Origin of the sequence: Psychrilyobacter piezotolerans, from assembly GCF_003391055.1 — a bacterium.
GTDB classification, from domain to species: Bacteria; Fusobacteriota; Fusobacteriia; order Fusobacteriales; family Fusobacteriaceae; genus Psychrilyobacter; species Psychrilyobacter piezotolerans.
Map to the genome: position 1 here is coordinate 27,946 of NZ_QUAJ01000003.1, position 26,017 is coordinate 53,962.

23 protein-coding genes are annotated in these 26,017 nt (G+C 32.8%); 14 read left to right on the forward strand and 9 right to left on the reverse strand.

Features of this window, described 5'->3' with window-relative positions; all coding sequences use genetic code 11:
- Nucleotides 1-149: 149 nt before the first annotated feature.
- Nucleotides 150-1,052, forward strand: coding sequence for a hypothetical protein (locus DYH56_RS02405; protein WP_114641262.1), 903 nt, complete (start codon nucleotides 150-152; stop codon nucleotides 1,050-1,052).
- 92 nt (nucleotides 1,053-1,144) lie between these two features.
- Here the strand turns inward: DYH56_RS02405 and recR are convergent, their stop codons facing one another.
- Nucleotides 1,145-1,738 carry a recombination mediator RecR gene (recR, locus tag DYH56_RS02410; protein WP_114641263.1) on the reverse strand — a complete coding sequence of 198 codons (594 nt, stop codon included), beginning with the start codon at nucleotides 1,736-1,738 and terminating at the stop codon, nucleotides 1,145-1,147.
- Nucleotides 1,739-1,993: 255 nt separating this feature from the next.
- Here recR and DYH56_RS02415 point away from each other — a divergent pair, with 255 nt between their 5' ends.
- Nucleotides 1,994-2,221 carry a cyclic nucleotide-binding domain-containing protein gene (locus tag DYH56_RS02415; protein ID WP_114641264.1) on the forward strand — a complete coding sequence of 76 codons (228 nt, stop codon included), beginning with the start codon at nucleotides 1,994-1,996 and terminating at the stop codon, nucleotides 2,219-2,221.
- 531 nt (nucleotides 2,222-2,752) lie between these two features.
- Here the strand turns inward: DYH56_RS02415 and DYH56_RS02420 are convergent.
- The 4 genes from DYH56_RS02420 to DYH56_RS02435 form a co-directional block, all read right to left on the reverse strand.
- Nucleotides 2,753-3,553, reverse strand: a complete 801-nt coding sequence (locus DYH56_RS02420; RefSeq protein WP_114641265.1) for a class I SAM-dependent methyltransferase — start codon at nucleotides 3,551-3,553, stop codon at nucleotides 2,753-2,755.
- A gap of 90 nt (nucleotides 3,554-3,643) precedes the next feature.
- Nucleotides 3,644-4,261 carry a non-canonical purine NTP pyrophosphatase gene (locus DYH56_RS02425; RefSeq protein ID WP_114641266.1) on the reverse strand — a complete coding sequence of 206 codons (618 nt, stop codon included), beginning with the start codon at nucleotides 4,259-4,261 and terminating at the stop codon, nucleotides 3,644-3,646.
- Nucleotides 4,262-4,424: 163 nt separating this feature from the next.
- Nucleotides 4,425-6,032, reverse strand: coding sequence for an ATP-binding cassette domain-containing protein (locus tag DYH56_RS02430; protein WP_114641267.1), 1,608 nt, complete (start codon nucleotides 6,030-6,032; stop codon nucleotides 4,425-4,427).
- Between the two features lie 455 nt (nucleotides 6,033-6,487).
- Nucleotides 6,488-6,799, reverse strand: coding sequence for a DUF496 family protein (locus DYH56_RS02435; protein WP_114641268.1), 312 nt, complete (start codon nucleotides 6,797-6,799; stop codon nucleotides 6,488-6,490).
- A gap of 188 nt (nucleotides 6,800-6,987) precedes the next feature.
- Between DYH56_RS02435 and DYH56_RS02440 the strand changes: the two genes are divergently transcribed.
- Nucleotides 6,988-7,845 carry a MurR/RpiR family transcriptional regulator gene (locus tag DYH56_RS02440; RefSeq protein ID WP_114641269.1) on the forward strand — a complete coding sequence of 286 codons (858 nt, stop codon included), beginning with the start codon at nucleotides 6,988-6,990 and terminating at the stop codon, nucleotides 7,843-7,845.
- A 41-nt stretch (nucleotides 7,846-7,886) separates the two neighbouring features.
- Here the strand turns inward: DYH56_RS02440 and DYH56_RS02445 are convergent, their stop codons facing one another.
- Nucleotides 7,887-8,765 (reverse strand): acyl-ACP desaturase, encoded by an 879-nt coding sequence (locus DYH56_RS02445; protein WP_114641270.1) that lies wholly within the window; start codon nucleotides 8,763-8,765, stop codon nucleotides 7,887-7,889.
- Nucleotides 8,766-9,087: 322 nt separating this feature from the next.
- Between DYH56_RS02445 and DYH56_RS02450 the strand changes: the two genes are divergently transcribed.
- From DYH56_RS02450 to DYH56_RS02460, 3 genes are all read left to right on the forward strand, one after another.
- Nucleotides 9,088-10,761, forward strand: a complete 1,674-nt coding sequence (locus tag DYH56_RS02450) for a LytS/YhcK type 5TM receptor domain-containing protein (RefSeq protein WP_114641271.1) — start codon at nucleotides 9,088-9,090, stop codon at nucleotides 10,759-10,761.
- A complete protein-coding gene (locus DYH56_RS02455) occupies nucleotides 10,761-11,477 on the forward strand; it encodes a LytR/AlgR family response regulator transcription factor (RefSeq protein ID WP_114641272.1) in 717 nt (238 codons plus the stop codon). Before DYH56_RS02450 ends, DYH56_RS02455 begins: the two co-directional genes overlap by 1 nt.
- A gap of 200 nt (nucleotides 11,478-11,677) precedes the next feature.
- Nucleotides 11,678-13,105, forward strand: coding sequence for a carbon starvation CstA family protein (locus tag DYH56_RS02460; RefSeq protein WP_114641273.1), 1,428 nt, complete (start codon nucleotides 11,678-11,680; stop codon nucleotides 13,103-13,105).
- Between the two features lie 182 nt (nucleotides 13,106-13,287).
- On the opposite strand, the gene trpS is transcribed toward DYH56_RS02460, so the two are convergent.
- The gene (gene trpS / locus DYH56_RS02465; protein WP_114641274.1) at nucleotides 13,288-14,250 is read right to left on the reverse strand and encodes a tryptophan--tRNA ligase; all 963 of its coding nucleotides are present in this window, start codon (nucleotides 14,248-14,250) and stop codon (nucleotides 13,288-13,290) included.
- A 347-nt stretch (nucleotides 14,251-14,597) separates the two neighbouring features.
- Between trpS and DYH56_RS02470 the strand changes: the two genes are divergently transcribed.
- The 7 genes from DYH56_RS02470 (at nucleotide 14,598) to DYH56_RS02500 (ending at nucleotide 23,461) form a co-directional block, all read left to right on the forward strand.
- Entirely contained in the window at nucleotides 14,598-14,945 is a 348-nt protein-coding gene (locus tag DYH56_RS02470) for a toxin-antitoxin system YwqK family antitoxin (RefSeq protein ID WP_114641275.1), read from the forward strand.
- An 898-nt stretch (nucleotides 14,946-15,843) separates the two neighbouring features.
- Nucleotides 15,844-17,895: an ATP-dependent DNA helicase RecG gene (recG, locus tag DYH56_RS02475; protein WP_233499981.1), complete on the forward strand. Its 2,052-nt coding sequence runs from the start codon at nucleotides 15,844-15,846 to the stop codon at nucleotides 17,893-17,895.
- Between the two features lie 10 nt (nucleotides 17,896-17,905).
- Entirely contained in the window at nucleotides 17,906-18,610 is a 705-nt protein-coding gene (locus DYH56_RS02480; protein ID WP_158539020.1) for a metallophosphoesterase family protein, read from the forward strand.
- A 36-nt stretch (nucleotides 18,611-18,646) separates the two neighbouring features.
- Nucleotides 18,647-19,411, forward strand: a complete 765-nt coding sequence (locus DYH56_RS02485) for a DUF4344 domain-containing metallopeptidase (RefSeq protein ID WP_114641278.1) — start codon at nucleotides 18,647-18,649, stop codon at nucleotides 19,409-19,411.
- Nucleotides 19,412-19,594: 183 nt separating this feature from the next.
- Nucleotides 19,595-21,316 carry a proline--tRNA ligase gene (locus DYH56_RS02490; protein WP_114641279.1) on the forward strand — a complete coding sequence of 574 codons (1,722 nt, stop codon included), beginning with the start codon at nucleotides 19,595-19,597 and terminating at the stop codon, nucleotides 21,314-21,316.
- A gap of 654 nt (nucleotides 21,317-21,970) precedes the next feature.
- Nucleotides 21,971-22,546, forward strand: a complete 576-nt coding sequence (locus DYH56_RS02495) for an outer membrane beta-barrel protein (protein ID WP_114641280.1) — start codon at nucleotides 21,971-21,973, stop codon at nucleotides 22,544-22,546.
- 9 nt (nucleotides 22,547-22,555) lie between these two features.
- A complete protein-coding gene (locus tag DYH56_RS02500) occupies nucleotides 22,556-23,461 on the forward strand; it encodes a YdcF family protein (protein WP_114641281.1) in 906 nt (301 codons plus the stop codon).
- Between the two features lie 63 nt (nucleotides 23,462-23,524).
- On the opposite strand, the gene DYH56_RS02505 is transcribed toward DYH56_RS02500, so the two are convergent.
- A complete protein-coding gene (locus DYH56_RS02505) occupies nucleotides 23,525-24,199 on the reverse strand; it encodes a YwaF family protein (protein WP_114641282.1) in 675 nt (224 codons plus the stop codon).
- Entirely contained in the window at nucleotides 24,200-24,982 is a 783-nt protein-coding gene (locus DYH56_RS02510) for a ribonuclease H family protein (protein WP_114641283.1), read from the reverse strand.
- 240 nt (nucleotides 24,983-25,222) lie between these two features.
- Between DYH56_RS02510 and DYH56_RS02515 the strand changes: the two genes are divergently transcribed.
- Nucleotides 25,223-25,924 (forward strand): DUF547 domain-containing protein, encoded by a 702-nt coding sequence (locus DYH56_RS02515; RefSeq protein ID WP_114641284.1) that lies wholly within the window; start codon nucleotides 25,223-25,225, stop codon nucleotides 25,922-25,924.
- Nucleotides 25,925-26,017 lie beyond the last annotated feature (93 nt).

Genomic DNA, 26,017 nt, shown 5'->3' on the forward strand with positions numbered 1-26,017 from the left:
ATTTCTAGTTCTTTTTTTATTTTTTTAAGAATGTTTTTATCAAAATTTAAGATTTATCTTGCTTAAGTGGATAAAAAGCAGTATAAATGTAGTGATTGTTTAAAAAAGAGGAATGAGTTTATCGATAAAATTAAAGTAGGGGGAAGAAAATGTTTAAAGAGTTAAAAAGGAGCAGAGGGAATTCAAAATACATCCTATCATTTCCTATATTTATTGTATTATTTACCATAAATATAGGTCTCTATCTAGTGGTGTCTCCTAAGGCAATATACTTATTTTTCCTGATAGGAATTATTGAATTTATCTTAGCCAAAAAAAGGTTTGATGGGATAGTAAAATCTCCTAAGATGGATATTTTATCTCCTTTATTTCTTCTCCTTCCGAGTATGGTAGCACTGTTATTCAACAATAAAAGTGAAGGTTTTCCAATGGGAGTAGGAGGACTAATCCTCCTCCTGGGACTCAGAGTATATCTTATGGCAGCAAAAACTAGGAAAAGAGTTGTGAGGAGGAGTCCTTCGAAGGTTTTATTTAATCTAATAACTCTTGTATTCTTTGTGTCAAACTTTTATTTTATGATTTTTTATAACTGTCAAAATAAAGTAAAATGGGTAGCAAAAGTTCCCAGTGGAATAACTTCTGATCTGAAGTTTTCAGAGAAAAATATTTCTTTCTTAACTAATGATGATTTTTTGAGGAGAAATTTTTATGATTTCCCTCAGACCTATGTTCTTGATAGAGACAGCGGGAAAACAACAGATGTAGAAGCAGGGTATAAATTTCCTGAAGAGTTTAAACCTTTTAAGGGGAAGGTAGGAAAAATAAAATATCAAGACTTAGAAATCTCAGTTATAGGAGATAAATTATATATTAAAGATATTCATTCTAAAAAACAGTTATTTGAATTTATAGTAAATGGAGATATAGTAACAACTCCTGCTCTGAAAGATAACGTACTTTACCTTGCAGCCAATGGAAGGACTGTTATGGATAAGATCAAGAGGACAAATGTATATGCAGTGGATATAAAATTTTTATTAAGAAAGAAATAATAGGAATAAGATATTTTATTTCAAATTTATTAAAACAGGTTAGAAGGCATATCAAAAAAAACTCCTAATAATTAGGAGTTTTTTTATCCTGTCTACTGCTCCTGTCTGTCATTTAATGCCCGGTTGATTGTAGCGATATCAGAAAATTCGATATTTCCACCCATGGGGATTCCGCTGGCAATCTTAGAAATCTTTACACCAAATGGTTTGAGTAATTTCATGAGATACATAGCTGTAGTCTCCCCCTCTAAATCAGGATTAAGAGCTAAGATAATCTCATCTATTTCTTCAGCAGCTACCCTGGTTAAAAGTGGTTTGATATTTAATTTATCAGGGGTTATCCCGCTGAGGGGAGCTATCTTACCATTTAAAACATGGTATTTACCATTGTATGACTTCGATTTTTCCAAGGCGATAATATCTTTATTATCTTCTACAACACATATGACAGAACTATCTCTACTTTCATTACTGCATATATCACAGACCGAAGATTCACTTAAGTTACCGCAGACTGTACATTTTTCAGTGTTGTTTTTTACCTCGTAGACAGCCTTTACAAATTCATCTATCTCATTTTTTTCCATCTCCAGGATATGGAATGCCAGTCTGCTGGCAGATTTTTTCCCGATCCCCGGAAATCTATAAAAATAGTCTGTTAATTTTTCTATACTTTTCGTTGCCAATTTTTTCACCTCTTTAAATTAAAATATTATATCTGTTATTATAACATTTTAAACAATAAACTTCATCCTAAAGAAAATAGCACTCTAATCTTTTTTCCACTATATTAATCTAAAAAAATATTAAAAATAGAGAATAAATGATAGTATAGTACTTGAATATGAATTTAAAGGAGTTATAAAAAAATTAAATAGTGTAAAATACATTGGAAGTAATAAGTAATACTGGACTGCCAATTAATAGAGGAGAATAGGTCGATGACTGAAAAAAAATTATTAGAAATATTAAAGCCCGAGGAAAAACTTCAATTTTTACAAAATAAACAACAAAAAAAATTAAGAAATAAGGAGGGAGTTGACGTGGATTCCTGCCCTGGTCTTCTGCTTGTTAAAGAGGGAAAGCTCAGGGTATATCTAATCGCCAACAACGGAAGGGAGATAACTCTCTTTAATATCCTTCCAGGGGAGTTATTTCAAGAAGTTTAAAAAATATGCAGCTGAATAATATAGTCGAATTAAAAAGAAAGAGTGTTCTTGTAAAAGATATTGATGCCCTAAAAAAATTAATAAATTAAATCTAATGTGACAAAGTCACATAAATTCAGACTCTTTTATGAAATAATATAAATAAATATAGGGGGGGTAATTATGAGCGTATTAGAAAAGATCAAAAGTGGAAACTGACCTCTTTTAAAAGTCTTGAGGTTAAGACTGTTTAAGAAGGGCGGAAAAAAAGATATTACAAAGAAAAATAATCTTAAAGGTAGTACGAATTCCTCCAAAGATTGTGATACTTGAGGATAGAAAACAGGTCTTTAGGTTAAAGACCGGATAAAGAGGAGTTAATATTCCTCTTTTTTCATTACTTAAACTTTTTTGAATTTTATGCAAAATTTAAAGATCTTGTTTTTGCAAAATAAAAAACACACCATTAAATAGTGTGCTTTTGTCTCTTGGATATTAGAATTTCTTTTTTTATTTATATATGATTCATTATAATTAAAAGATAATAAGTATTTATAGGCTTTTTCTTCCTATATAAAGTGCATGATTACTATAACCAACAAGTGATTCTTCTCTACAACTTTTAAAATGATAGTTTTTATATATCTCAAATTCTTGATCTGTAAGATTATTCACTTTTTCCGGAAGAAGCCTTCCTAAACCATCTGTAGCAGCGTTTTCTAATTTATTTATGCTAAATTTCACCAGGAATTCTTCAATTTCTCTAGGAGTGAAATAACATGAATCTGTCCAAAAATTAAATCCATCATTTTCACTTAAATATCCTTTTGTTAGAACCTTATCTATAAAAGAATTATTTAAAAACTTTTTATCTTCAAAAAGAAGGTTTGAAAGAATATAATGTTTATTTATATAAGCTACCGCTAAAATACCTCCTGGCTTTAAAACCCTTAAATTTTCTTTTATACAATTTTCTCTATCTTCCATGGCTGTCAGGTGATACATTGGGCCAAGACAAAGAACAACATCAAAAGATTCATCTGCATACTCCTCTAAATTAGTTGCATTAGCTAATCCTATTGTAAGATTATTCATTTTTTTTTCTAAAGCTTTATTTTTCATGATTTCTATATGTCTAGGAACCAGATCTGTAGCAGTAACACAGTTTCCCTCATTAGCATAATAAAAAGAATATCTCCCGGTACCAGCACCTGTTTCTAAAATTGTATCACTTTCCTTAATATAATCTTTTAAAAGATATTTAGTTGTTTCAAATTCCAATGTATTAGCTTTTGTTCTCATGAGCCTTGGTTCTTCATCATACTTATTATAGTAGTTAATTATTGTTTCCATTTTCTTTACACCCCATAGTTCTAAAATTTATTAAATTATAGTATCAGATATACTACAATAAGAAATGAATGTCAAGTTGAGCACACTATTTTAAATAGTGTGCTTAAAACTTTCTTTAAAAAAATTTCTAACTCCTTCTTTCATACGATTTTCTTGCTCATCTGGTTTCTTCTCTTCAAGATAGTATTTGTTAGTCATAATATTTTTAGATAATGAATCTAGCGGAAAACCTTTTATTTTTTTGTCATAAGGTTTTTCTGATATTATAAATTTATTAACAGATATCTCCGGTCCTTGATATTCAAAGCTAGTATTTTCATCTATTTTTAGACAGATAGCATTTTCATAACAACTAATAATTTCACCACCATTCTTTTTCGCAATTTTTGAATAATATTCTATCATTTCATCGTCAGAAAGTTCTCTTCCTTTAACCCTTTTTACATAAACTCCAGGCTGATCTATATCCTTTATTCCTTCGAAATAGAGTCCTGTATCACAAGAAAAAACTGGAATTTTAAATTCTTGAAAATATGCTTCAGCTTTTTTCTTGGCGTTTTCTAATGGAGTTTTCCCATCTTCAATTACTTCAGGTATTTTTTTTTTAATATCGTTTAACCCAATGATTTCAATATCCATACCATTTAACGCCTCTTTCATCTGTTTTACCTTGGCATCATTTCTTGTACCATAAAGTATTTGTTTCATTAATTTCTCCTTTTTATTTTAAATATATCATATAAAGCAGTTTTTTTGAATGAGCACTATACTAATAATAAATTTAAATAACAAAACAATTCATCATTTGTTTCCAGAAAACTTCTTTTCCATAAAAAAATGAAGGTTTCCCTTCATTTTTTTATTTCAATTTTTAACCTCTTTCTTTCTCTCTAAATAATCTATCTCTAATATCAAACATTTCAAAATTAATCATTCTTAATAATTCTTTGTCATGAGTAACTAAGACAACGGCACCGTGATATTCATTTAACATATTTGCAATTGTAGACCTAGAGTAACGATCCATATAAGTAGAAGGTTCATCTATTACAAGCAAGTGAGTTTCAGCTAAGATATTAGTAAATATTTCTAATCTCTTTTTCTCTCCACCACTTAACATATATAATTTTTTGCTTCTAAATTCTTCTTCGTAATTGAAAAGAGAGTCAATAGCTCCTTCAATAAAGTCTTGGTTTAGACCAGTTTTATCCTGAATATATTCTGTAATCCTCATATTTTCATCTTCTAAGATAGTTTCTTGCTCTATATAAGAGAATTTTGCCTTAGGGTTTATATCAATAGTTCCTGTAGTAGGTACTTCTTCTCCTAAAATCATCTTTAATAAAGTTGATTTTCCAGCGCCATTTTCTCCTACAATACATATTTTACTGTTCTTTAATATATCAAAGTTAACATCTTTATATAATGTTTTTTCAGGGAACTCCTTAGAAACATTATTAACTGAAGCTATTACATCCCCAATATCTTTATTAATTGTAAGATATTCTTCAGGGCTAGAATTATAAGTATATTCAGATTCTTTAGAATGTACATTTTTCCCTTTTTCTAATCTTTCTAATTCTCTTTCCATCCTTCTTAAGATTACAGCATGAGAACGATTATTTCCGACTCCTTGTACTAATATTTCTTTTTTCTTAATTCTTTCACGGGTTTTTTCTATTTCAAATTCTTTTTCTCTATTTTCTTTCTTCTCTTCCTTTAGTTGTATCTTTTTGTCCTTTTGGTAGGTTCTATAATCCCCTTCATATGTAGTTACTTTAAAATTATCTACATCAAAGAATTTATTAGAAAATAATCTAATAAAATCAATACTATGAGAAACTACTAAAAATGCTTTAGAACTTTTAGAAATAAAGTTAGCTAACCAAGCAGTTTTCTTTTTATCAAAATATGATAATGGTTCATCTAATATTACAAGGTTAGATTCTTTGAATAAAGCTATTGCAAGTCTTACATATTGCTTTTCTCCACCACTTAAATCTTTAAATTCTCTATCTAACTTACTATCTAATTCAAATACATCTATAAATTCAGATTGTAAATGAATATAGTCGTATGCTCCTAAACTTTCAAAAAGGTCTGAAGCTTTTTGAAATTCTTCCATTACTTTTTCATCATTGTCTGCTTCACCAGTAAACTGAGTCGAAACTTCTTCCAAGTGAACCTGAGCTTTTATTATATGCTCAAATGGTGAATCTAATAACTCTTTTACCGATTTATCTAAACTTGTTTCTCCAAATTGATCAAAGTAAGCAATTTGTGCTTCCTCTTCAATTACTATATCTCCATAAGTTGGATATTCATCTTCATTTATTAATTTTAATAAAGTTGATTTTCCACTTCCATTATTACCAACAATAGCAATCTTGTCTCCCTTGTTGATCTCTAAATTAACATTTTCATATAACTTTTGAGTTAAATGTGATTTTGCTACATCTTTAAATTCAATAATATTCATATATCTTCTCCTGTTTTAACAATTCGCTATAAATAACCTAAATACTATTATAACGTATATTTGAAAAAATCCAAAATTAAAATATAAAAATGCTATGTTGTTTTGTTAGAATGGAGTTATAAATCCAGATTTTACTATAAAATATGCTCAGATAAATTTAACAGATTTATTCTGTTAATTAGAACTTCTACTTTTTTTTAATGATTTTTCAAGCCACATAAGTTTTCGACCATAACTAAATTATCTTTAGTAGAATTTAAAACCTCTATGAAACTCTCTATTTTGTAAACTAATTGCTTATGGCTTTGGAATGTTGTCGGTTCGCAGATAAGAGTTTTGCCTCCTCATTCATAAAAACAATACTTCATTTGTTTTCAGAAAACTAGAAAAACTAATAAAGAAAAACCTTTCCATAAAAAAATGAAGGTTTCCCTTCATTTTTTTATAACTATTATTTACTTATTTTCCTGTAGCTGGTTAGCCTGCATCAATTCCTTGATATTTTTATTAAGATCTCTTCTTTCCTTTGAAAATTCAGCAGTTTTGATGATGAAATCATCGATTCTGTCCTCATAATCACTCTTCATACTTTGAATGATATCCTTTATCTCAGATGTAGTCATATTATCTTTGATATATGATGATAAGTTATCTAATAACTCAACTCTCTTCCTGTTGTCTCTTATTTTTTTCTCAACATCAGTCACTTCTCTTTTGATTTTATTTTTTCTTCTCATATTTCTTACGATTACTAAAGCGTTATCCATAATTTGTCCCTCCTATAAATTAATTGATTATTACTACCCCAATATTATAACATATCACCTGTAAATATTTAAAGATATAAAGGATAAAGTATATTTAGAAGATTTTTGTAATTTTATTTCAAAGATAAAATAAAATTTTGCACAAATTTTAAATATGTTTTATAATTTACAAAAGGGGTTGAATAAAAATGGATTGTATAACAAAATTAAGGGAAATGCAAGAGATATTTACCAAAACTGAGAAAAAGATAGCTCAATATATTTTGGAAAATTTAGAAAATATAAAGGGGATGAGAGCTAAGGAATTAGGAGAATTAATAGGAATAAGCCAGCCCAGTATAATCAGGTTTTCTAAAAAACTGGGATATAAGGGGTTTCCAGAATTTAAGATAGCTCTAAGTGAGGCAATAATCAGGAAAAAATCAAAGAAAACTAAGATAGTACATGACCAGATTTCAGTGGACGATACAAGTTCAGAAGTTATAAAAAAAGTAGCCTATCAAAATATTGAAGCTATAAAAAATACCACTTCTATTATAGATGTTTTGGATATGGAAAACACCGTAGATGCCATATGTAAAGCCAGGAATATCTATATTTTAGGAGCAGGATTTTCAGGTTTGGTGGCCAAGAATTTCATGTATAAATTATTGGAGATAGATCTAAGTGCCAGTTATCTAGACGATACCCATATACAGCTGACCAGTATGAATAATACCACTCCCAATGATTTGGTTTTTGCCATATCCCACAGCGGACAGACATATGAGATAATCAAATCTGTGGAGATAGCCAAAAAAAATGGGGCAAAGATAATTACCCTGACTAAGGTAGTGGAAAATCCACTGAGTAAGCTGGCGGACATAGCCATTAAAACTGTGGCTGAGAATGTTAATTTTAGACTGACGGCAATTTCGTCTACAATAACCCAGCTGACTGTGATAGATGCAATATTTATCCTCCTCAGTAAGATAAATTATGAAAAAAACCTGAGTTTAGCAAAGAAAAATACAAAGACAGTAAAGATACTGAAGGTAAGGAAATAGAAAAAGCCATCTAAAATTCAGATGGCTTTTTCTATTTCACGTTACTTTTTTAATCTCGCATTGATTCTTTTGATTTTTTCTAAATATTTTAAAATATTTATCTGGGCTTCCTTCCCTTCAGGGGTAGCAGGCTCCAATTTAGCAATTTTCCACCTTTTAATAAGAACTTCTAAAACCTGATTGACATATTCATCCGGGCCATATCCGGCTTTTTGAATGATTTTCATCCTGTCATCAAAATCACTCAAAGATCCTCCAGGCATTTTGAAGTTTTTAATTACAGGCCAGACGTGGACTATTAAATCAGGATTTAATTCCAGGTGTGCATCGACTACTTGATTATAGAATGCGTAGTGAGAGGATTCATCTTTGGCGATTCGAAGGAGCAGATCACTGAGCCCAGAGTCGTATTTTTCTGCATATTTCGCTATATTTCTATAGAACACCACTGTTCCCAGCTCCTGTAATGAGGTGTAGACCATGGATGAAAGGGGTTCTGATAAGACAGAGTCCCAGCCAGTGGTAAGAATCTCTTTTTTTACCACTGTAAGATCCTTAGGATCAGCATTTCTAGTCAAAATTAAATAAGTTTCCAAAGCTGAAGCATGCTGATCTTCCTCACTTACCCATGTACGTACAAAGTTTTGCAGCGGCTCCAAACTGCCTGTAAACATATTGTTTAAAAAAGTAGTATACCAGGGAAGGTTTAATTCTGTCAGCATAGAAGTTTCTATTGCTGTGATCAACTCACGAGGGAGGGTATTTTGCGACTTATCATAGGGCAGGGTAGAAAAAGACTGTCCTTTATCCCAGGGCATATATTCGTAGAAATTCCATTCCATGGACTCACTTTGTTTTTGGTGTCTTAAATATAAATTCATTATTTTTTGTTCTAAATCTTTATTTTTTATTGTATTCATAGATTACCTCCAATTATTAAGCTAATATTTTTTCACACCTAAAGTTTACTTGATAAGTAAAGAATTGTCAATAAAAATATAATAACACCTGAAATTTTATTTATATTCTGTGTATGTCTGACATCAGAGGTTACTAATTACTAAAGTCTGACTGATATACGAGTATTAAATTTTCTTATAACTAAAAGAAAATTTAAATGTATTTCGATTTTGAATTTCGAAGTTTATAGCCATTAACCTCTTAATTTATAAACTTTTTGCAACACCTTTACTAATAGTGTAAAATAAACTTATATAAATATATTAATATAAAGGAGGAGCTATGTTCGGGCTTGTTGGAAATTTAATAAATAGTTTAGGTTATATTATAACCATAGCATTTTTCCTGTCGAGAGCCAGGGGATTTAAGCGGTTAATCAAGAAAGAAAGGTATAAAAAACTGGATATGGTATTATTATCTCTGATATTTTCTGTGCTGGCTATAGGGGGGACCTATATGGGGACAGACTATAATGGTGCCATAGCCAATACTAGAAATATCAGTGTAGTTGTAGCAGCAATTATAGGGGGTCCTATGATCGGACTTATCACGGGATTAACTGCAGGAATCCACAGGATTATGATAGATCCCCATGGGATAACAGCAATTCCCTGTGGTATAGCCACTTTTTTAGGGGGCTGGGGACTGGGATACTTAAATAAACTCAATGTAAAAAATAAATATATATTGGGATTTATAGGTGGGATTATTATTGAAAATATCAGTATGGGGCTGATATTAGTCATGTCAAAACCATTTTATCTGGCTTTAAATATAGTGGAAACTATCTATTTTCCCATGGTTTTAGTAAATGCTCTGGGAGTATCCATAGTACTATTAATAACAGAAAATATGATGCTGGAGGAAGACAGGGTAGCAGGAGAAGAGGCCAGGTTAGTTTTGGAGATAGCCAATAAAACACTCCCGTACTTCAGGGAAGTAAATGAAAATTCATTAAAAAATGTATGCAGGACTATATTGGAATCTTTAGGAGCCAAAATAGTGGTATTTACCGATATGGAGAATATAATTTCATACTGCGGCCAGGATGAAAACTATAAAATAATGCATAGAAAAATCAAAGGAAATGTCACAAAGGAAGTACTCAGAACAGGTAAGTTCAGGGTGGTTAACAAGGAGGATGAGGAAGAGATAAGGTTAGACTGTATCTCTGACGATATTATTTCATTTATAATAGTGCCTCTCAAATCAGGAACCGAAGTAACCGGAGCATTAAAAGTTTATTTTTCGGAAAATTCCTATATATCTGAGAGAAATAAAAACCTGGTACTTGGATTATCTGAACTTATATCTACCCAGCTGGAGATAAGCCGGATAAAAAAATTGGAAGAGATGGCCAGAGATGCAGAGATAAGGGCATTACAGACCCAGATCAATCCTCATTTTTTATTCAATGCACTGAATACAATAACCTCCTTTGTGAGAATAAATCCTATTCAGGCCAGAAGTACAATTATTGATCTGGCAAGTTATCTCAGATATAATTTAGACAATGGAAATAAACCGGTGGATATAGAGATGGAATTGGAGCAGGTCAAAGCCTATGTGAATATAGAAAAAGCGAGATTTCATGATAAAATAAATATGCACTATGAGATAGATGAAGATGTTAAGCTGATAAAGATACCAAGTCTGACAATCCAGCCCCTGGTAGAAAATGCAATACAGCATGGGCTGTTAAATGGAACAGGGGGAAAAGAGATCTATCTCAAAATATACAGGGTAGATAATAAAAAAATACGTGTGGTCATAGAAAATAATGGTAGGAGTATAGATCAGGAAGTTATAGATAAAATATACAGTGACAGCATTGAAAGCAGCAAGATAGGGCTGTATAATGTGCATCGGAGGATAAAACTGATCTATGGAAAAGGGCTGAAAATAGAAAGATTAGAGGAGGGAACGAGGATAACTTTTGATATCAGGGAGGAATAATGAAGTGTATAATAATAGATGATGAATATCCGGCAAGGATGGAGCTTCGGTATTTTATAGAAAAATATGAAGAGTTAGAAATTGTAGGGGAGTTTGAGGATTCTATGTCTGCTCTTAGTTTTTTTGAACAAAATAGTGTAGATGTAATATTTTTAGATATAAATATGCCGAACATGAATGGGATGGTCTTAGCCAAGTTGATCTCAAAATTTGAAACTAAACCACAGATTATATTTATTACTGCATACGGTGAATATGCAGTGGATGCTTTCAGTATAAAGGCTTTTGACTATATATTAAAACCATATTCTGAGGAGAGGATAATAAAAACTTTAGACAGTTTAATAGAAAAAAATATAGCAGAAAAACCTAAAGAAGGCAAAAATATAAGCCGATTAACCCTTTGGAAGGGGGAAAAGATGTATGTTTTATCCCTGGATCAAGTTTATATTTTTGAAGCCTGTGAAAGGGAAACCAAGGTATATGCCAGGGGGGAAATATATTTTTCCAAGCAGAAGATATCTGATCTGGAGGGAGAACTTCCAGATATATTTTTTAGGACCCACAGATCGTATATAGTGAATATAAATAAGATAAAAGAAATAATACCCTGGTTCAACAGTACGTATAATCTAAAGATAGAAGACTTGGAGATAGAAGTTCCTGTGAGCCGGAATAAGATAAAAGAATTTAGAACTTTATTGAATATAAAGTAGAAAAACAAACCAAACGTTCTGAAATAAAACTGGGTGACTTGATAAAACTCGGAACTTTAAAATGTATTTCATGACGAGTATTTGTATTTAATGTTTAGAATTTTGTATTTTATCTCCAAACTACACCTTGAATCTTTAATAGATGTATAATGATCATATCAAAATATATCAAATATATTAAATTTATTTAGGAGGACGATATGATTACTTTTTTATTATCGATAGTTTTATTGGTTTTAGGGCATCTTTTTTATGGAAAGTTTGTTGAGAAGGTATTTGGAGTAGATCCAAAAGCGGAAACACCGGCAATTAAATTAGAGGATGGGGTAGACTTTATACCATTACCAGGCTGGAAAATATTTATGATTCAATTTTTAAACATTGCAGGATTAGGACCAATATTTGGAGCAATTGCAGGAGCTTTATTCGGTCCGGTAGCATTTATATGGATTGTAATTGGATCAATATTTGCAGGGGGAGTACATGATTATATGTCAGGAATGTTATCCCTTAGAAATGACGGTAAATCTGTACCGGAATTAGTTGGAAAATATTTAGGACAACCTTATAGAATGGCAATGAGAGTTATATCTGTAGTACTATTGGTATTAGTAGGAGTGGTATTTGTAGCAGGGCCTGCAACTATCTTACATGGATTAACAGGATTAAATGTACAGGTATTGATCTATATCATATTCGCTTATTATTTAATAGCAACATTGGTACCGGTAGATAAGATAATAGCTAAGATCTATCCATTGTTTGGAGCAGCACTGTTATTCATGGCAGCTGGTGTAGGAATTATGTTATTTGTAGGAGGATTTGAGATCCCGGAATTATTTGGGAATATAACAAATATGCAGGCATCACCTATGAAAACTCCTATATTCCCAATGTTATTTATCACAATAGCATGTGGAGCAATATCAGGATTCCATTCAACTCAATCACCGCTTATGGCAAGATGTTTAACTAATGAAAAACAGGGTAAGAATGTATTTTATGGTTCTATGATTGCAGAGGGTGTAGTAGCATTAGTATGGGCAGCAGCAGCAATGGCATTCTTTGGAGGAGTAAAAGGATTAGCAGGATTTGACGGGAATGCAGCAACAATTGTAAATGTAATATCTAACTCGTTATTAGGAAAAGTTGGAGGAGCATTGGCAGTATTTGGAGTAGTAGCAGCACCTATCACATCTGGAGATACGGCATTCAGAAGTGCCAGACTTACAATAGCAGATGCACTTAACTTTGAACAGCACTCTATGAAAAATAGATTATTAGTAGCTATACCGTTATTTGTCATTGGATTCTTCCTTTCAAAGGTAGACTTCAACATTGTATGGAGATATTTCGGGTTCACTAACCAGTTGATAGCAACTATCGTATTATGGACTTCTACAGCTTACTTTGTAAGGGAAAAGAAAAATTTCTGGATTACATTTATCCCGGCAGTATTCATGACATCTGTATGTATTGCATTCATCATGATGGCACCAATTGGATTTGGATTACCGGTAATGATGTCTAAATATACAGGAATTGCCTTAGCAGTAGGTATAGGAGTAGTATTCTTAGCAGTAAAAGATAAGGTATACAATAAAGAAGGTAAAAAAGTAACAGTATAGACCCCTTCCTTCTTATGTCAGGTTCTACGAATATTAAAATTAAGTTTTTATTATACTTAATTTTAAATGTAGACCTCGTAGGGAGGGGGAAAGTAGATAATATAAAAAGAGAGAGAAGACCCATATGGGTCTTCTCTCTTTTAGTTTATAGACTAGTTGGGAATAAATAAATCATTGATTATTTATATCAGTCCTACCGCCTTTTTAACTTCTACCATCTTAGCCTTAGCTATTGCCTGAGCCTTTTTTGCACCCTCAGCCAAAATTTTATCTACATATTCAGGGTTAGCCACTAATTCTTCACGTCTGGTTCTTGCTTCTGCAAAGTGCTCCAGGACAGCTTCTAAAAGTTCTTTTTTAGCATGACCATATCCGTAGTTACCGGCTCTGAATTTTTCTTTCATCTCCTCTAACTTTTCAGGAGTAGCAAATAATTTATACAGGGTAGTTACATTGTTATCCGGATCTTTCGGGTCTTCCAGTGGTGTAGAATCTGTTACAATACTCATTACCTGTTTCTTTAATATCTTCTTAGATGCAAACATATCGATGGTATTACCATACGATTTAGACATCTTCGCCCCGTCTACCCCGGGGACCACAGCTGTACTTTCTACGATCATAGGTTCAGGCAGTTTGAAAATTTCAGTGTATTTTTCATTGAATTTTGTAGCTATGTCCCGGGTCATCTCCAGATGCTGTTTTTGATCTTTTCCAACTGGAACCATATCTACATCGTACATTAAGATATCTGCCGCCATCAATACCGGGTATGTAAATAACCCTGTGTTGGAAGAGATTCCACGAGCACTCTTATCCTTAAATGAATGACCTCTCTCTAAAAGAGCCATAGGAGTAAGATTTGATAAAATCCACATAAGCTCTGTATGTTCCGGTACATGGGACTGGATAAAGATACTGGCCTTTGCAGGGTCTACTCCTAATGCCAAGTAGTCTAAAACTACATCCCTGGTGTTTTTACGCAGTGCATCTGCATCTGTAGAAGATGTAAGAGCATGGTAATCTGCTACGAAGAACAGACAGTCGTTTTCTTCCTGGAATTTGATGAATTGTTGTATTGCACCAAAATAGTTTCCTATATGTAAGATCCCGCTTGGCTGTATTCCTGATATTATTTTTTTCATGGTTCCCTCCTATAATAAAAAAGACCAGCCGAGATGACTGGTCAAGTATATATAATTTTCCTCTATTCTATATTAAAATATGAATTAAAGGATAAAAAAGATATAACTATTGATTAGATGTCAGTCTACTTAGATGAAACAGTATTAAAATTATTAGATAAATTTTTCCACCACCAAGTAAATCCCTTTGACACAACAGTTACCTCCTTTATAGATTATTTTGAATAAATAATAACCTTTTTAAGGGGGAATGTCAACAAAAAAACTTTGTGGTATACTAGGAGAAGAATAAAAAAATCTAAATTTTTAAAGGTAAAATTCATAACTAAAAAAGGCGGAGAAGAGAGATGAAAAAAATTATAACAATATTACTGGCAGTTATAACTTTATTTGGATGCAGCGATAAGGGGTCAGCGGAAAAAATAGAGTTTAGAAAAGGTCTTATCTATACCCACAACGGAGATATGCCCTACACAGGGGAAGCCGTTTTATACTATGATGACTCTAATATAGAGAGCAGGGGTTATTCTAAAAATGGGAAGTCCGACGGGGAGTGGACATATTATTTTTATAACGGAAAGGTAAAGAGAAAGGGAAGCTACCTAAACGGTAAGATGGATGGTCTGTGGATTTATTATTTTCATAACGGGGAAGTAGAGGGGGAAGTTAACTATAGAGATGGGAAGGAGATTTAAAGAGACCCTCTTCCTAGACCCTCATCTTCTTATGTTGCTTCCTACCAGGGAGAAACCAATGTAACAATAGTTAGCATTTTATCGAAGTTTATAGTCGTTCTGCTTCGGCAGTAGTGTTTCTACAATGACGATTGTGTATTACTTAGCTAAGACAATTAGAAACTTCTTGACTTTCTTTCGTCTATTTCTTGTGTCAAGACAAGAAACAGACCCGTATTAAAGAGGGACTCTTTAGACTCAAAATCTAACTCTTCTTCTTATGGTATTTTTCATGATTATAAAAATTAAGTGTACTTAAAACTTAATTTTAAATGTGAACTTCGTAAAGGAACCCAAAGTAGTAAATATTAGGTTATTTTTGTTATAAGATTAAAAAAAGTTCTAAAGATTCCATCTTTAATACGGGTTCATTTACTTTTGATGAGTCATATTTAATTTTTTTCTTTGAGTATGAAAAAAATCAATAATCATAAATCGAAACGAACCAAAGAAAAGCTCACACTTTCTAAAAAATGTTTATTTGAGTAAGACAGAGGTTATTTTAGTCTTTTTACAGCTACCGTCCTCGTTACACTGCGGAACCTAATTTGCACGACGACTTAGTTAAATTCTACTGAGAAGTTGGAAAACATTTAGAAAGTGGAATATAAAAGAAATGTTAGATAATTTGAACCACGATAAAAAAATCTTAGCTTTTAAAAAAGAAAAAAAGAAATTAGCCCCATTAAAAAAATTATGTTAAATGAAGTATTGTAATTATTTTATAAAAATATTCGATTGTCTGAACGAAGTGAGTTTCGATTTTTTATAAATAATTAGATATGGAATAATAATTTTTTTACGGGTGTCTTTTCTTGATTCCGTTCTTTGGACAAGCAAAGAATGAATGGAGGAACTCATGAATTACAAAAACTTATACAATAAAATAGAAAATCTGGATATTAAGGGTGTAGGAGAAAAAACCATAGCTGCCCTAAAAAATCTGGGAATAAACACCATCATGGATCTGATATATTTCTTCCCCCGGACCTATGAGGACAGATCCAATATAAAAAAAATAGGTGAGATCAGATCGGAAGAATATGTGGTGGTCATCGGAAGGATCGTCTCAATAGAAAACAGGAAAACTAAAACCCGTAAAACCATGACTGCAGCTCGTATTACCGACGGGACAGGGATGCTGGATCTGGTGTGGTTTCAGATGCCGTATCTTAAGAAGAGTCTGCAGATAGGAGAGGAATATGTATTTATCGGGAATGTAAAGAGGGGATATAACTTTCAGATTGTGGGACCGGAATACAGGAAATACAGCGGTAAATTAAGTGAGGAGATAAAACCTGTCTACAGCAGCAATAGAAATTTATCTCAAAATGGGCTGCGGAAAATAATAAGGGATACAATAAAAAAGTATATTCCATATATAGAGGAGAATATACCCTGTGAGATACTTCAAGAATATAAATTGATGGGGAGGAAGGAGGCAATCCTGAAAATTCATCTGCCAAAAAACCTGAGGGAGATAGAGGAAGCGAAAAACAGGATGGCTGTGGAGGAACTCCTAATCTTGGAATTAGGAATCCTGTCTAAAAGGTTCCAATTGGATGCCGATAACACCTCTAAATATAAGTTAAATGATGACAGGCATATGGTGAAAAAATATCTGAACAGCCTGGGGTTTGAGCTGACCAGGGCACAAAAAAAAGTAATTACAGAGATATATAAAGATCTGGCAGGGGGGAAGATTGTAAACAGGCTGATCCAGGGGGATGTAGGGTCGGGAAAAACCATTGTAGCTGTTTTAATGCTCCTATACCTTGTGGAAAATTCCTATCAGGGGGTAATCATGGCTCCTACAGAGATCCTGGCTGTCCAGCATTATCTGTCGGTGGCAGATGATTTGGCTGAATTAGGAGTGAGGGTGGAGATCCTAACCGGAAGTATAAAGGGAAAAAAACGAGAAAAACTCCTATCTGAGATAAGGGAGGGAGTCATCGATATAGTGGTGGGAACCCATGCCCTTATAGAAGATCATGTGGAATTTCATAAATTAGGATTAATTGTGGTAGATGAACAGCATAGGTTTGGAGTGGAACAGCGAAAAAAACTGAGAGATAAGGGGGAAATATCTAATCTATTGGTTATGAGTGCTACACCTATCCCCAGATCCCTGGCTCTCAGCATCTATGGGGATTTGGATGTGTCCATCATAGATGAGCTGCCTCCAGGGAGGACTCCTATAAAGACCAAGTGGATAGAGTCGGATAATGATCTGGAAAAAGCCTATGACTTTATCGAAAAACAACTGGTCAAGGGAAGGCAGGCATATATCGTAGCTCCCCTTATTGAGGAGAGTGAAAAAATGGCTGTAACCTCTGCTACAGAACTTTATGAAGAGATGGTTAGGAGATTTCCTGAATTTGAGATAGGCCTCCTCCATGGGAGGATAAAAAATCCAGAAAAAGAAGAAACCATGTCTAAGTTTAAGAAAAATAAGTTGCAGATATTGGTATCCACTACAGTTATAGAGGTAGGAGTGAACGTCCCCAATGCTACCATTATGATGATAACCAATGCCAACAGATTCGGGCTGGCAGGACTGCACCAGCTTCGTGGAAGGGTAGGAAGGGGAGAGCATAAATCCTATTGTTTTTTAATAGCCAAGACAGATAATGATATCTCTAAATCCAGATTAAAAGTTATGGAGTCAACTACAGATGGTTTTTTAATAGCCGAGGAAGATCTAAAACTCCGTAAGCCGGGGGAGATATTCGGAACACGCCAGAGCGGGATGTCGGATCTAAAATTTGTAGACATAGTTCACGACGTAAAAACAATAAAGTTAGTCAGGGATATCTCCATAGAATATCTAAAAAAATACAGGGGTGAGATACGGGAAAACACATTGAGGATGGATATAGTGGAAAAATTCAAAGTGGATGAGATTAAATAGGAGTGAAGTTATGAATATAGTTAAGTTAAAGATGGAAGATTATGACAGAATATGGGTTATAAGTGATATCCATGGATACCATGATCTGTTTTTAAAATTATTGAATAAGATTAAACTGACGGCAAAAGATCTGTTGATTATAAACGGTGATTCCTGTGACCGTGGGCCTTCCAGCTTTGAGATGTATGAAACGATAGAGAAACTCATAGACGGCGGATTAAATATAATTCATACTTTTGGCAACCACGAAGATCTCATGGTCAACGCCATTGAAGACGGGGAATTATTCGCCTGGTATAGAAATGGGGGGAGACAGACTGTCGATTCCTACAAGAAAAAATATGAAATTTTGAGTAAACACTTAAAATATATAAAAAATATGCCTATGGCAGTTGACCTGGGGAAATATTTTGTGGTTCATGCAGGAATAAACCCCCAAAAAACCATTGAGGAGCAGACTTCCTATGAGATGACATGGATAAGGGGAGATTTTATAGATCATCCCCTTTTAAAAACCGATAAAATTATAGTTTACGGACATACTCCCAACCTGGACGGAAAGATCCATTTTGTGGATGACCAAAAAATATCTATAGACTGCGGGAGTTATAACACCGGAGTTGTGGGAGCTATAGAGCTGAAAAGTATGGAGATTATATATGAAAATACACATAGGTTAAATATATATCTGAATCAGCATTTTAAAAAAAGATAAGGCTTAACCACTAAAAACAATGACCTGGGAGGAAAAATGAAAAAAGTATTGGTGTTATTCATGTTAAATATTATGGTTGTTTTTGGAGAAGTTCAGTTAAGGTATTCTCCTCCAACTGAGAAGAAAGAAAAAGAAGTAAGGGAATGGATGATAAAAAACAGAGTGATTGAAAATTTAGTAGACACTGTAAATAAAGAGATAAAAATAGAAGAAGAGCTTCTGGTAGTGGTAGGAGATGGAGATTCTGTACACTATAATTCTGAAAATCGTGAGATAGTCATAACTTATGATTTTGTAATGGAAGTGAGGGAAAGGTTTAAAGATGAATATGAGAAAGAATGGGAAATCTATGCAAAGGATTCAATAGAACACACTTTCTATCACGAATTAGGTCATGCTCTGGTAGATCTTTTAAACATACCTGTCCTGGGGAAAGAGGAAGATGCTGTAGATGATTTTGGAATAATTATGCTTATCTTGACATCGGAAGATGGAGAAGAACGGGCTATCTCAGCAGCTGAACTTTTCTTTATGGAGGGGATGGAGGTAGAAGAGTATTCTTCTGAAGATTTGATGGATGAACACAGTTTGGATGACCAGAGGGGATATAGGAGTCTCAGCCTGGTATATGGAAGTAACCCTGAAAAATATGAGGATATAGCAGAAGACCTGAAGATGGATGAAGATATGCGTCTTATGTCTCAGAAGTTGTTTGAACAGCAGAGTATAAATTGGTTGAGGCTTTTAGAACCCCATTTAAAAGATGGAATTCTTTTAAAAACATATAAAGAATTTGAATAAAATATCATAGACTATGAAATGATTTTTTTCACAAAATTATTTTATATCAATAAAAGCTTTGATAAACCAAAACAAACTTGATATAATGATAGATAAGAAAAATTACAAGATAAAATAATTTATTAATTTAAAATTATTGATGAAGGGTAGTCTTTCATCAAAATATTAGGAGGATTAGATCATATGAGATTCAGTAAGATGTACGCAAAAACATTGAAAGAAACACCAAAAGATGCTGAGGTAATCAGTCATCAATTGATGTTAAGATCAGGAATGATAAAAAAATTAGCAAGTGGAGTGTATACATACCTTCCTTTGGGGTATAAAGCATTAAAAAAAGTGGAAAAAATAACTAGAGAAGAGATGGATAGAGCAGGTTCTCAAGAATTGTTTATGCCGGTATTACAACCAGCAGAATTATGGAAAGAAACTGGAAGATGGGATGCAATGGGACCAGAAATGATGAGGCTTAAAGACAGACATGACAGAGACTTTATATTAGGTCCTACTCATGAAGAGGTAATCACAGATATAATCAGGAATGATATATCATCATACAAATCTTTACCCCTTAGCCTTTACCAAATCCAGACTAAATTTAGAGACGAAAGAAGACCCAGATTCGGACTTATGAGAGGAAGAGAGTTCTTAATGAAGGATGCTTACTCATTTCACGCAAACGATGAATCTTTAGATGAAGAATTTGAAAATATGAAGGCTGCTTATACTAGAGTTTTTGAAAGATGCGGACTTAAATTCAGATCTGTAGAAGCAGATTCAGGAGCTATCGGAGGAAGCGGATCACAAGAATTTCATGTATTAGCTGAATCTGGTGAGGACGAAATAATCTACTGCAATACTTGCGGGTACGCAGCTAACCTTGAGAAAGCAGAGAGTGTTGTTAAAGAAGAGATAGTAGAAACTAAAGAGGAATTAGCAGAAGTAGAATTAAAAGATACTCCTAATGTTGCTAAGATAGACGACGTTTGCGAATACTTTGGAATTCCTGCTTCTAAAACTGTAAAAGCTATCACTTATATGGATACTTTATCATTAAAGGTATACATGGTTTTACAGAGAGGGGACTACGAGATAAACGAAGTTAAACTTAAAAATTTAGTAGATGAAACTGATCTGGTTATGTTAAGTGATGCAGATTTAGTTGCTCATAACTTAATAAAAGGTTATATGGGACCATACAATGTTGAATTAGGTGATATCATACTTGTTGCTGATGAGAGTGTAACTAAGATGATAAACCACACTGCTGGTGGAAATAAAGTGGATACACACTATGTGAACGTAAACTATGGCAGAGACTATACAGCTCATATTGTAGGAGATGTTAGAAGCGTAAGAGCTGGAGAAGGATGTCCTAGATGTAATGAGGGAGAATTAGAAAGTGCCAGAGGGATAGAAGCCGGTCACGTGTTCAAACTTGGAAAGAAATATTCTGAAAGTATGGGAGCTACATATTTAGATGAAAATGGAAAGACAAATATAATGACTATGGGATGTTATGGTATCGGAGTTTCTAGAACTATGGCAGCTGCAATAGAACAAAATAACGATGAGAATGGAATTATCTGGCCTATGTCAATAGCTCCTTACTTAGTAGATGTAATTCCTGCAAATATAAAAGATGCAGATCAATTAGGATTAGCAGAAAAATTATATGCTGAATTAAATGATAAAAATATCGATACTGTAATCGATGACAGAAAAGAAAGACCAGGATTTAAATTTAAAGATGCAGACTTAATCGGATTCCCTATTAAATTAATAGTTGGAAGAGGAGCTAAGGATGGATTAGTAGAAGTTAAGATTAGAAAAACTAATGAAGCTTTCGAAGTAAAAGCAGAAGAAGTAATTTCATTTATTGAAGAATTAATAGCTAAAGGTTAAATAAATGAAAAAGGAACTCTGAGGAGTTCCTTTTTTCATAGATAGATAGTTTAAAAAATACATTAAATATACTAATAGAAATACAATAATTTTTTCATTTCGAACTTTTTTACTCTAATACTTCTAACTATCTAATTTCTAATAAATTTCTACTTAATAAAATAATAACCAGCTCACAATATTACAATTAGTTGGTTGTTATTTTATATTTTAAATCAATAACCATTTTCTAAAAGGGGCTATTTTTAAACCTCGAAACTATAACGAATAACTCTCAATAGTTATCTGTTATTTGTAAATTTTTCCTTTCTTTTTATCTACAACTAGTTGGTTTATCATAATCTACTTACTACACTACAACTTACTACTTATTCTATTACCCTTGCTATTTTCAAGATACATTTTAACAAAAAACTTTAACTTCTAATAATGATAATCTTAATGACCGACATTAACCAAAATTAAATTAACTTTTTGAAACTATCAACTATCTATCTTATTACAGTAGTACACCAAAAAAAATAAAAAGTCAAATTTTTTTTTAGTTTTTTTGTTTAAAGGAAAATTAGAGTGACTTTAGAATAAGTTAGATAGAAAGGTATTTATTCTGGAATCTGAGGATATTTTAAATAAAATAAAAAGTGGGGAGATATTATGAAAATATTATATATACTGATGTTTTTTATATGTTCTATTGTGAGTCTGGCAGAAAACACAGATAAGCTGGAATTTAGAATGGGGGTAAATTTAGGAGGGAGATATAAAGAGGTTCATACAACGGATTTTAAGACAGATAGTGAACCAGAGGGAATCGGCTATGAATTTGTTGTGGAATTGGTTCACGAACCCATTCCAAATCTGATAACTGGTTTAGGAACGGGCTATCAAAGGGCCAGTGAAGTAAGGATAGATGGAACAAACTATAAGATAATTGATAATATACCTGTTTATGCAACTGTAAAATACAGGTTCAATGAAGAGGGGGTATATAAACCATATATAAAATTAAACTTAGGAGTATCTATACCCTATACTAGATCAGACTTAGACAGAGCTGGTTTAACAGCAGAAACAGGGTTTTATTATTCCCTGGGAGGAGGAGTCGAGTATAAAAATATGATAATTGATCTCAGTTACCAGTATAATAGGAATGAACTTCAAGGACGGTATGATGGTAGGGTAGAATTCTCCAGGTTAACATTGGGAATAGGATACCGGCTGGATATATAGGAGGCTGTCATGGTAGATTATCGGTGTAGGATAGATAAGATAACAAATCTATATAAAATATATGACTATGACATGTTTTTTTACCAATTGCGGGAAGGGATCTTGGATGAACAGTTCAGGGAGATATTTAATGAGATCAGGTGGGCAAGGGAGATAAAAAAACTGGGATCACCTATTCCCGAAAAACTCCTAAATATGCTGGGGAAACTAAGGGAAAGGATAGTTGATTACTATATAGAATATTTAAAAAACAATAGGGAAATAAAAAAAATAAAAGACCCTGATCTGATTATTGGTTTGGGATGCAGTAATACACTGGGATTTTTAGATAAAAGGGTAGAGGTCTTAGGGAAGTTGGTGGAAAAATTTCCTGAAGCCAGGGTCTTGCTTTCTGGAGGAGGAATGGGCGTTTTAAAGACCGAGGCCGGAGAGATGCTGGAAAAGTTAAAAAAAAATTATAAAGCTGATGAAAAACTTATTATTTTGGAAGAGGACTCCTTGGATACATTGGGAAATATTGTTTTTTCAAAGCTCCTTTTAAAAAAAATGAATATATTGTCCGGGATAGAAAAAATAATTGTGGTTACGTCCCCCTTTCATGTGATCAGGGTTCATTCTTTGTTCAGCAGAGTTTTTCCAAAGGAGATCTCCTTTGAGATCAGGGGGCATGATTATTACCTGAATAAGGTTAGTAACGATGCAACCACAAGGAAGATTGTTGAAAATGAGATAAAATCACTCTACAGATCCGACAGAATATTTAATATAGTTAATTTGAAGGAGGAGAAAAAAAATAATTTCAAGGTAGATGAAACCAGTATTTTTTATCAAATGCTCCTATACCATGATCTCTATAAAAATAGACGGGATATTTTGAGAAAATATTATGTATGTCTGGAGACTTATAAGATTTAAAGATTTTTCTGTACCGATAGAATTTGATGGGAGAGAAGAAAAAAACTGAAAACTATATTGTTTTCAGTTTTTTTTTCTGAATGGCAGATACATTAGGGTGAATAAAACTATCATCACCACCTCTAAAGAGATTATATAATACGGCCAGGGACCTAAGAAATCCATGGGACTTCTTAGAGGTTTTCTCTTTAAAAACATATAGTTTGTATTCAATAAAAAATTAAGTGGAAACAGCACCAGCATTATTCCGTTTATATATATATATGATTTTTTTAAAGCATCAAAAGTAATGGTGAATTTAAAGTATTTTAAACAATAAAAAACAGCAAAATAGATATAGTAATGTGTCGTAAAAAAACTAATATTTGAGTAATTTGGAAAAGCGACTCTAATATCCGGGGTGAGAATAGCTAAGATGGCTCCTATACTCCAAAAATAGACAAGATTAAAGATTTTGTTTGATCTAAGTATCATCATAAGAGCTGCTAAAACCAGGGTGTAGTTGCACATATTAAATGGTAAAAGATTGGTAAATGGCTCATTAAAAACCATATACCTGTAAATTAACTCGATAATTTTTTCTGTCAGGATAAAATATCCTGAAAATTTTGCAAATTTATCGATATTAAATTTAAATATTTTAGGCAGATAAAAAGCTAAAACAGCTAAGCCGCCGTAACCGAAGATATAAAAAAAGTGTTCTATACCAAATAATGTAAATTCTCTGATTATAATCACCTACCTATGAAATCCTAGATCTGAAGGATTGATATCTCCCGATACATGGGCAATATTTCCTCCTGATTTTTCAAACTCTTTCCGGAGTTTTGCTACTTTTTTAGCCAGTTCAACAGTATCGGTACTTAAATTTTCTGCTTTTATCCGTCCTTTTGACCAATATTCTATGATTAACTTACTGTCTCCATATATATTTTTTTTCCCCTCTTTTAGAGCTATATTCAGTGCAATATAACATCCCAAAAGTTCACCGAAGTTATTAGTACTTCCTGGCTTGGTGAGATAATTATCAAATTGATTGATCTTTTCCCGGGGGACAAAATGATGGAGGATGGAATTCCCGTATTTATCAGTTACTCTGACTTCGGTACCTATGCCGCGACCGGTTCCGGCATCAAAATATATTCCTGAGGGTAATTTCTCCTGGAGCATCTCTTTGGTTTCGTAGATTCCTCCATTTGCTATCCAGTTTTCAGCTTCCTTACGACTTTTAAATGACTTATAACGGACATTTCCGCCACGGGTAAGGGTTTTACATTCGTCCCAATCCTTGGTGATCACCCCGGTATTTGAATGGGTATAAAAACAGGCATAAAACTTATCCAGTTTTTTTTCGTAGTTTCCCCCTGCACCTAACCACTTTTCTGCTTCTAACTTGGTTACAAACCCCTTATATCTGGCTTTTTTTCCTTTGACTTTATTTTGGCATTCTGGCCAAGATGTCAATATACCGGTTTCATTTATATTTTCAATTACATATGCATAATATTTATTTTTTGCCATTCTTCTCTCCTATTTTAATTCTAAAGGTTTTTTTGGTCTTTCTTATTTTAATTTATTTATAACTGAATTTTCGCATTATCCAAAAATATCGGTTATAATTATTATACCATTATATTTAAAAATCAAAAAAAAATCTTTCTATCAGTGATAATTGGTGTTCATTGGTGGCAAAAAAATTATTAAAAAGGAAAATTGAAATATTGATAGAAAAAACAAGAGTAAAAATTTGGAGGTGGAAAGATGAAAAAAATACTGATTTTATTTTTTATTGTGACAAGTCTGACTATGGCAGATTATTTGGATACCTGGGATGAACTCCTGCAAAAATATGCATCGGCTGGAGAAAAAGACGGCGTAACTTTAGTAGTGGTAGATTATAGGGGATTAAAGCAGGATCTTAAGTTTGAAAAATTATTAAAAGAGGTTAGGGTTGTGGAAATTAAAAAAATAGAGGGAGATGAATTAAAAGCGTTTTGGATAAATACCTATAATATAGGAGCTGTTAAGATGATAGTGGATAACTATCCTATAGACGGGATCAAAGATGCAGGATCGGTATTTAAATCGGTTTGGAATAAAGAAATTATAGAGGTGGGAGATAAGATATATTCTTTGGGGGAAATAGAAAATAAAATTTTGAGAAGGACCGGAGATGAACTTATCCATTTTGCCATAGTATGTGCGTCGGTCTCGTGCCCGGATTTAAAAATGAGTGGTTACCGTGGTGAGGAGTTGGATAGGCAGCTTTTGGAACAGAAGTTAAAATTTATGGAGGAAAAAAATAAGGGAATCTATAGAGAGGGAGATATTGTATACCTGTCTAAAATTTTTAAATGGTATAAGGAGGATTTTGGAAATATTAGGGAATATTTAGGTATTTCTGAGGATAAGAAAATAAAATATCTGGACTATAATTGGGGGTTAAATGGTTTAAATCTTTAAATTTGTGTCAAGTAAATTAAATTTACAAAAACACTTGAATTTTTGTGGTTTTTCTGATATAATTACTCTCGTGAATAAAAAATTTTTTATAAA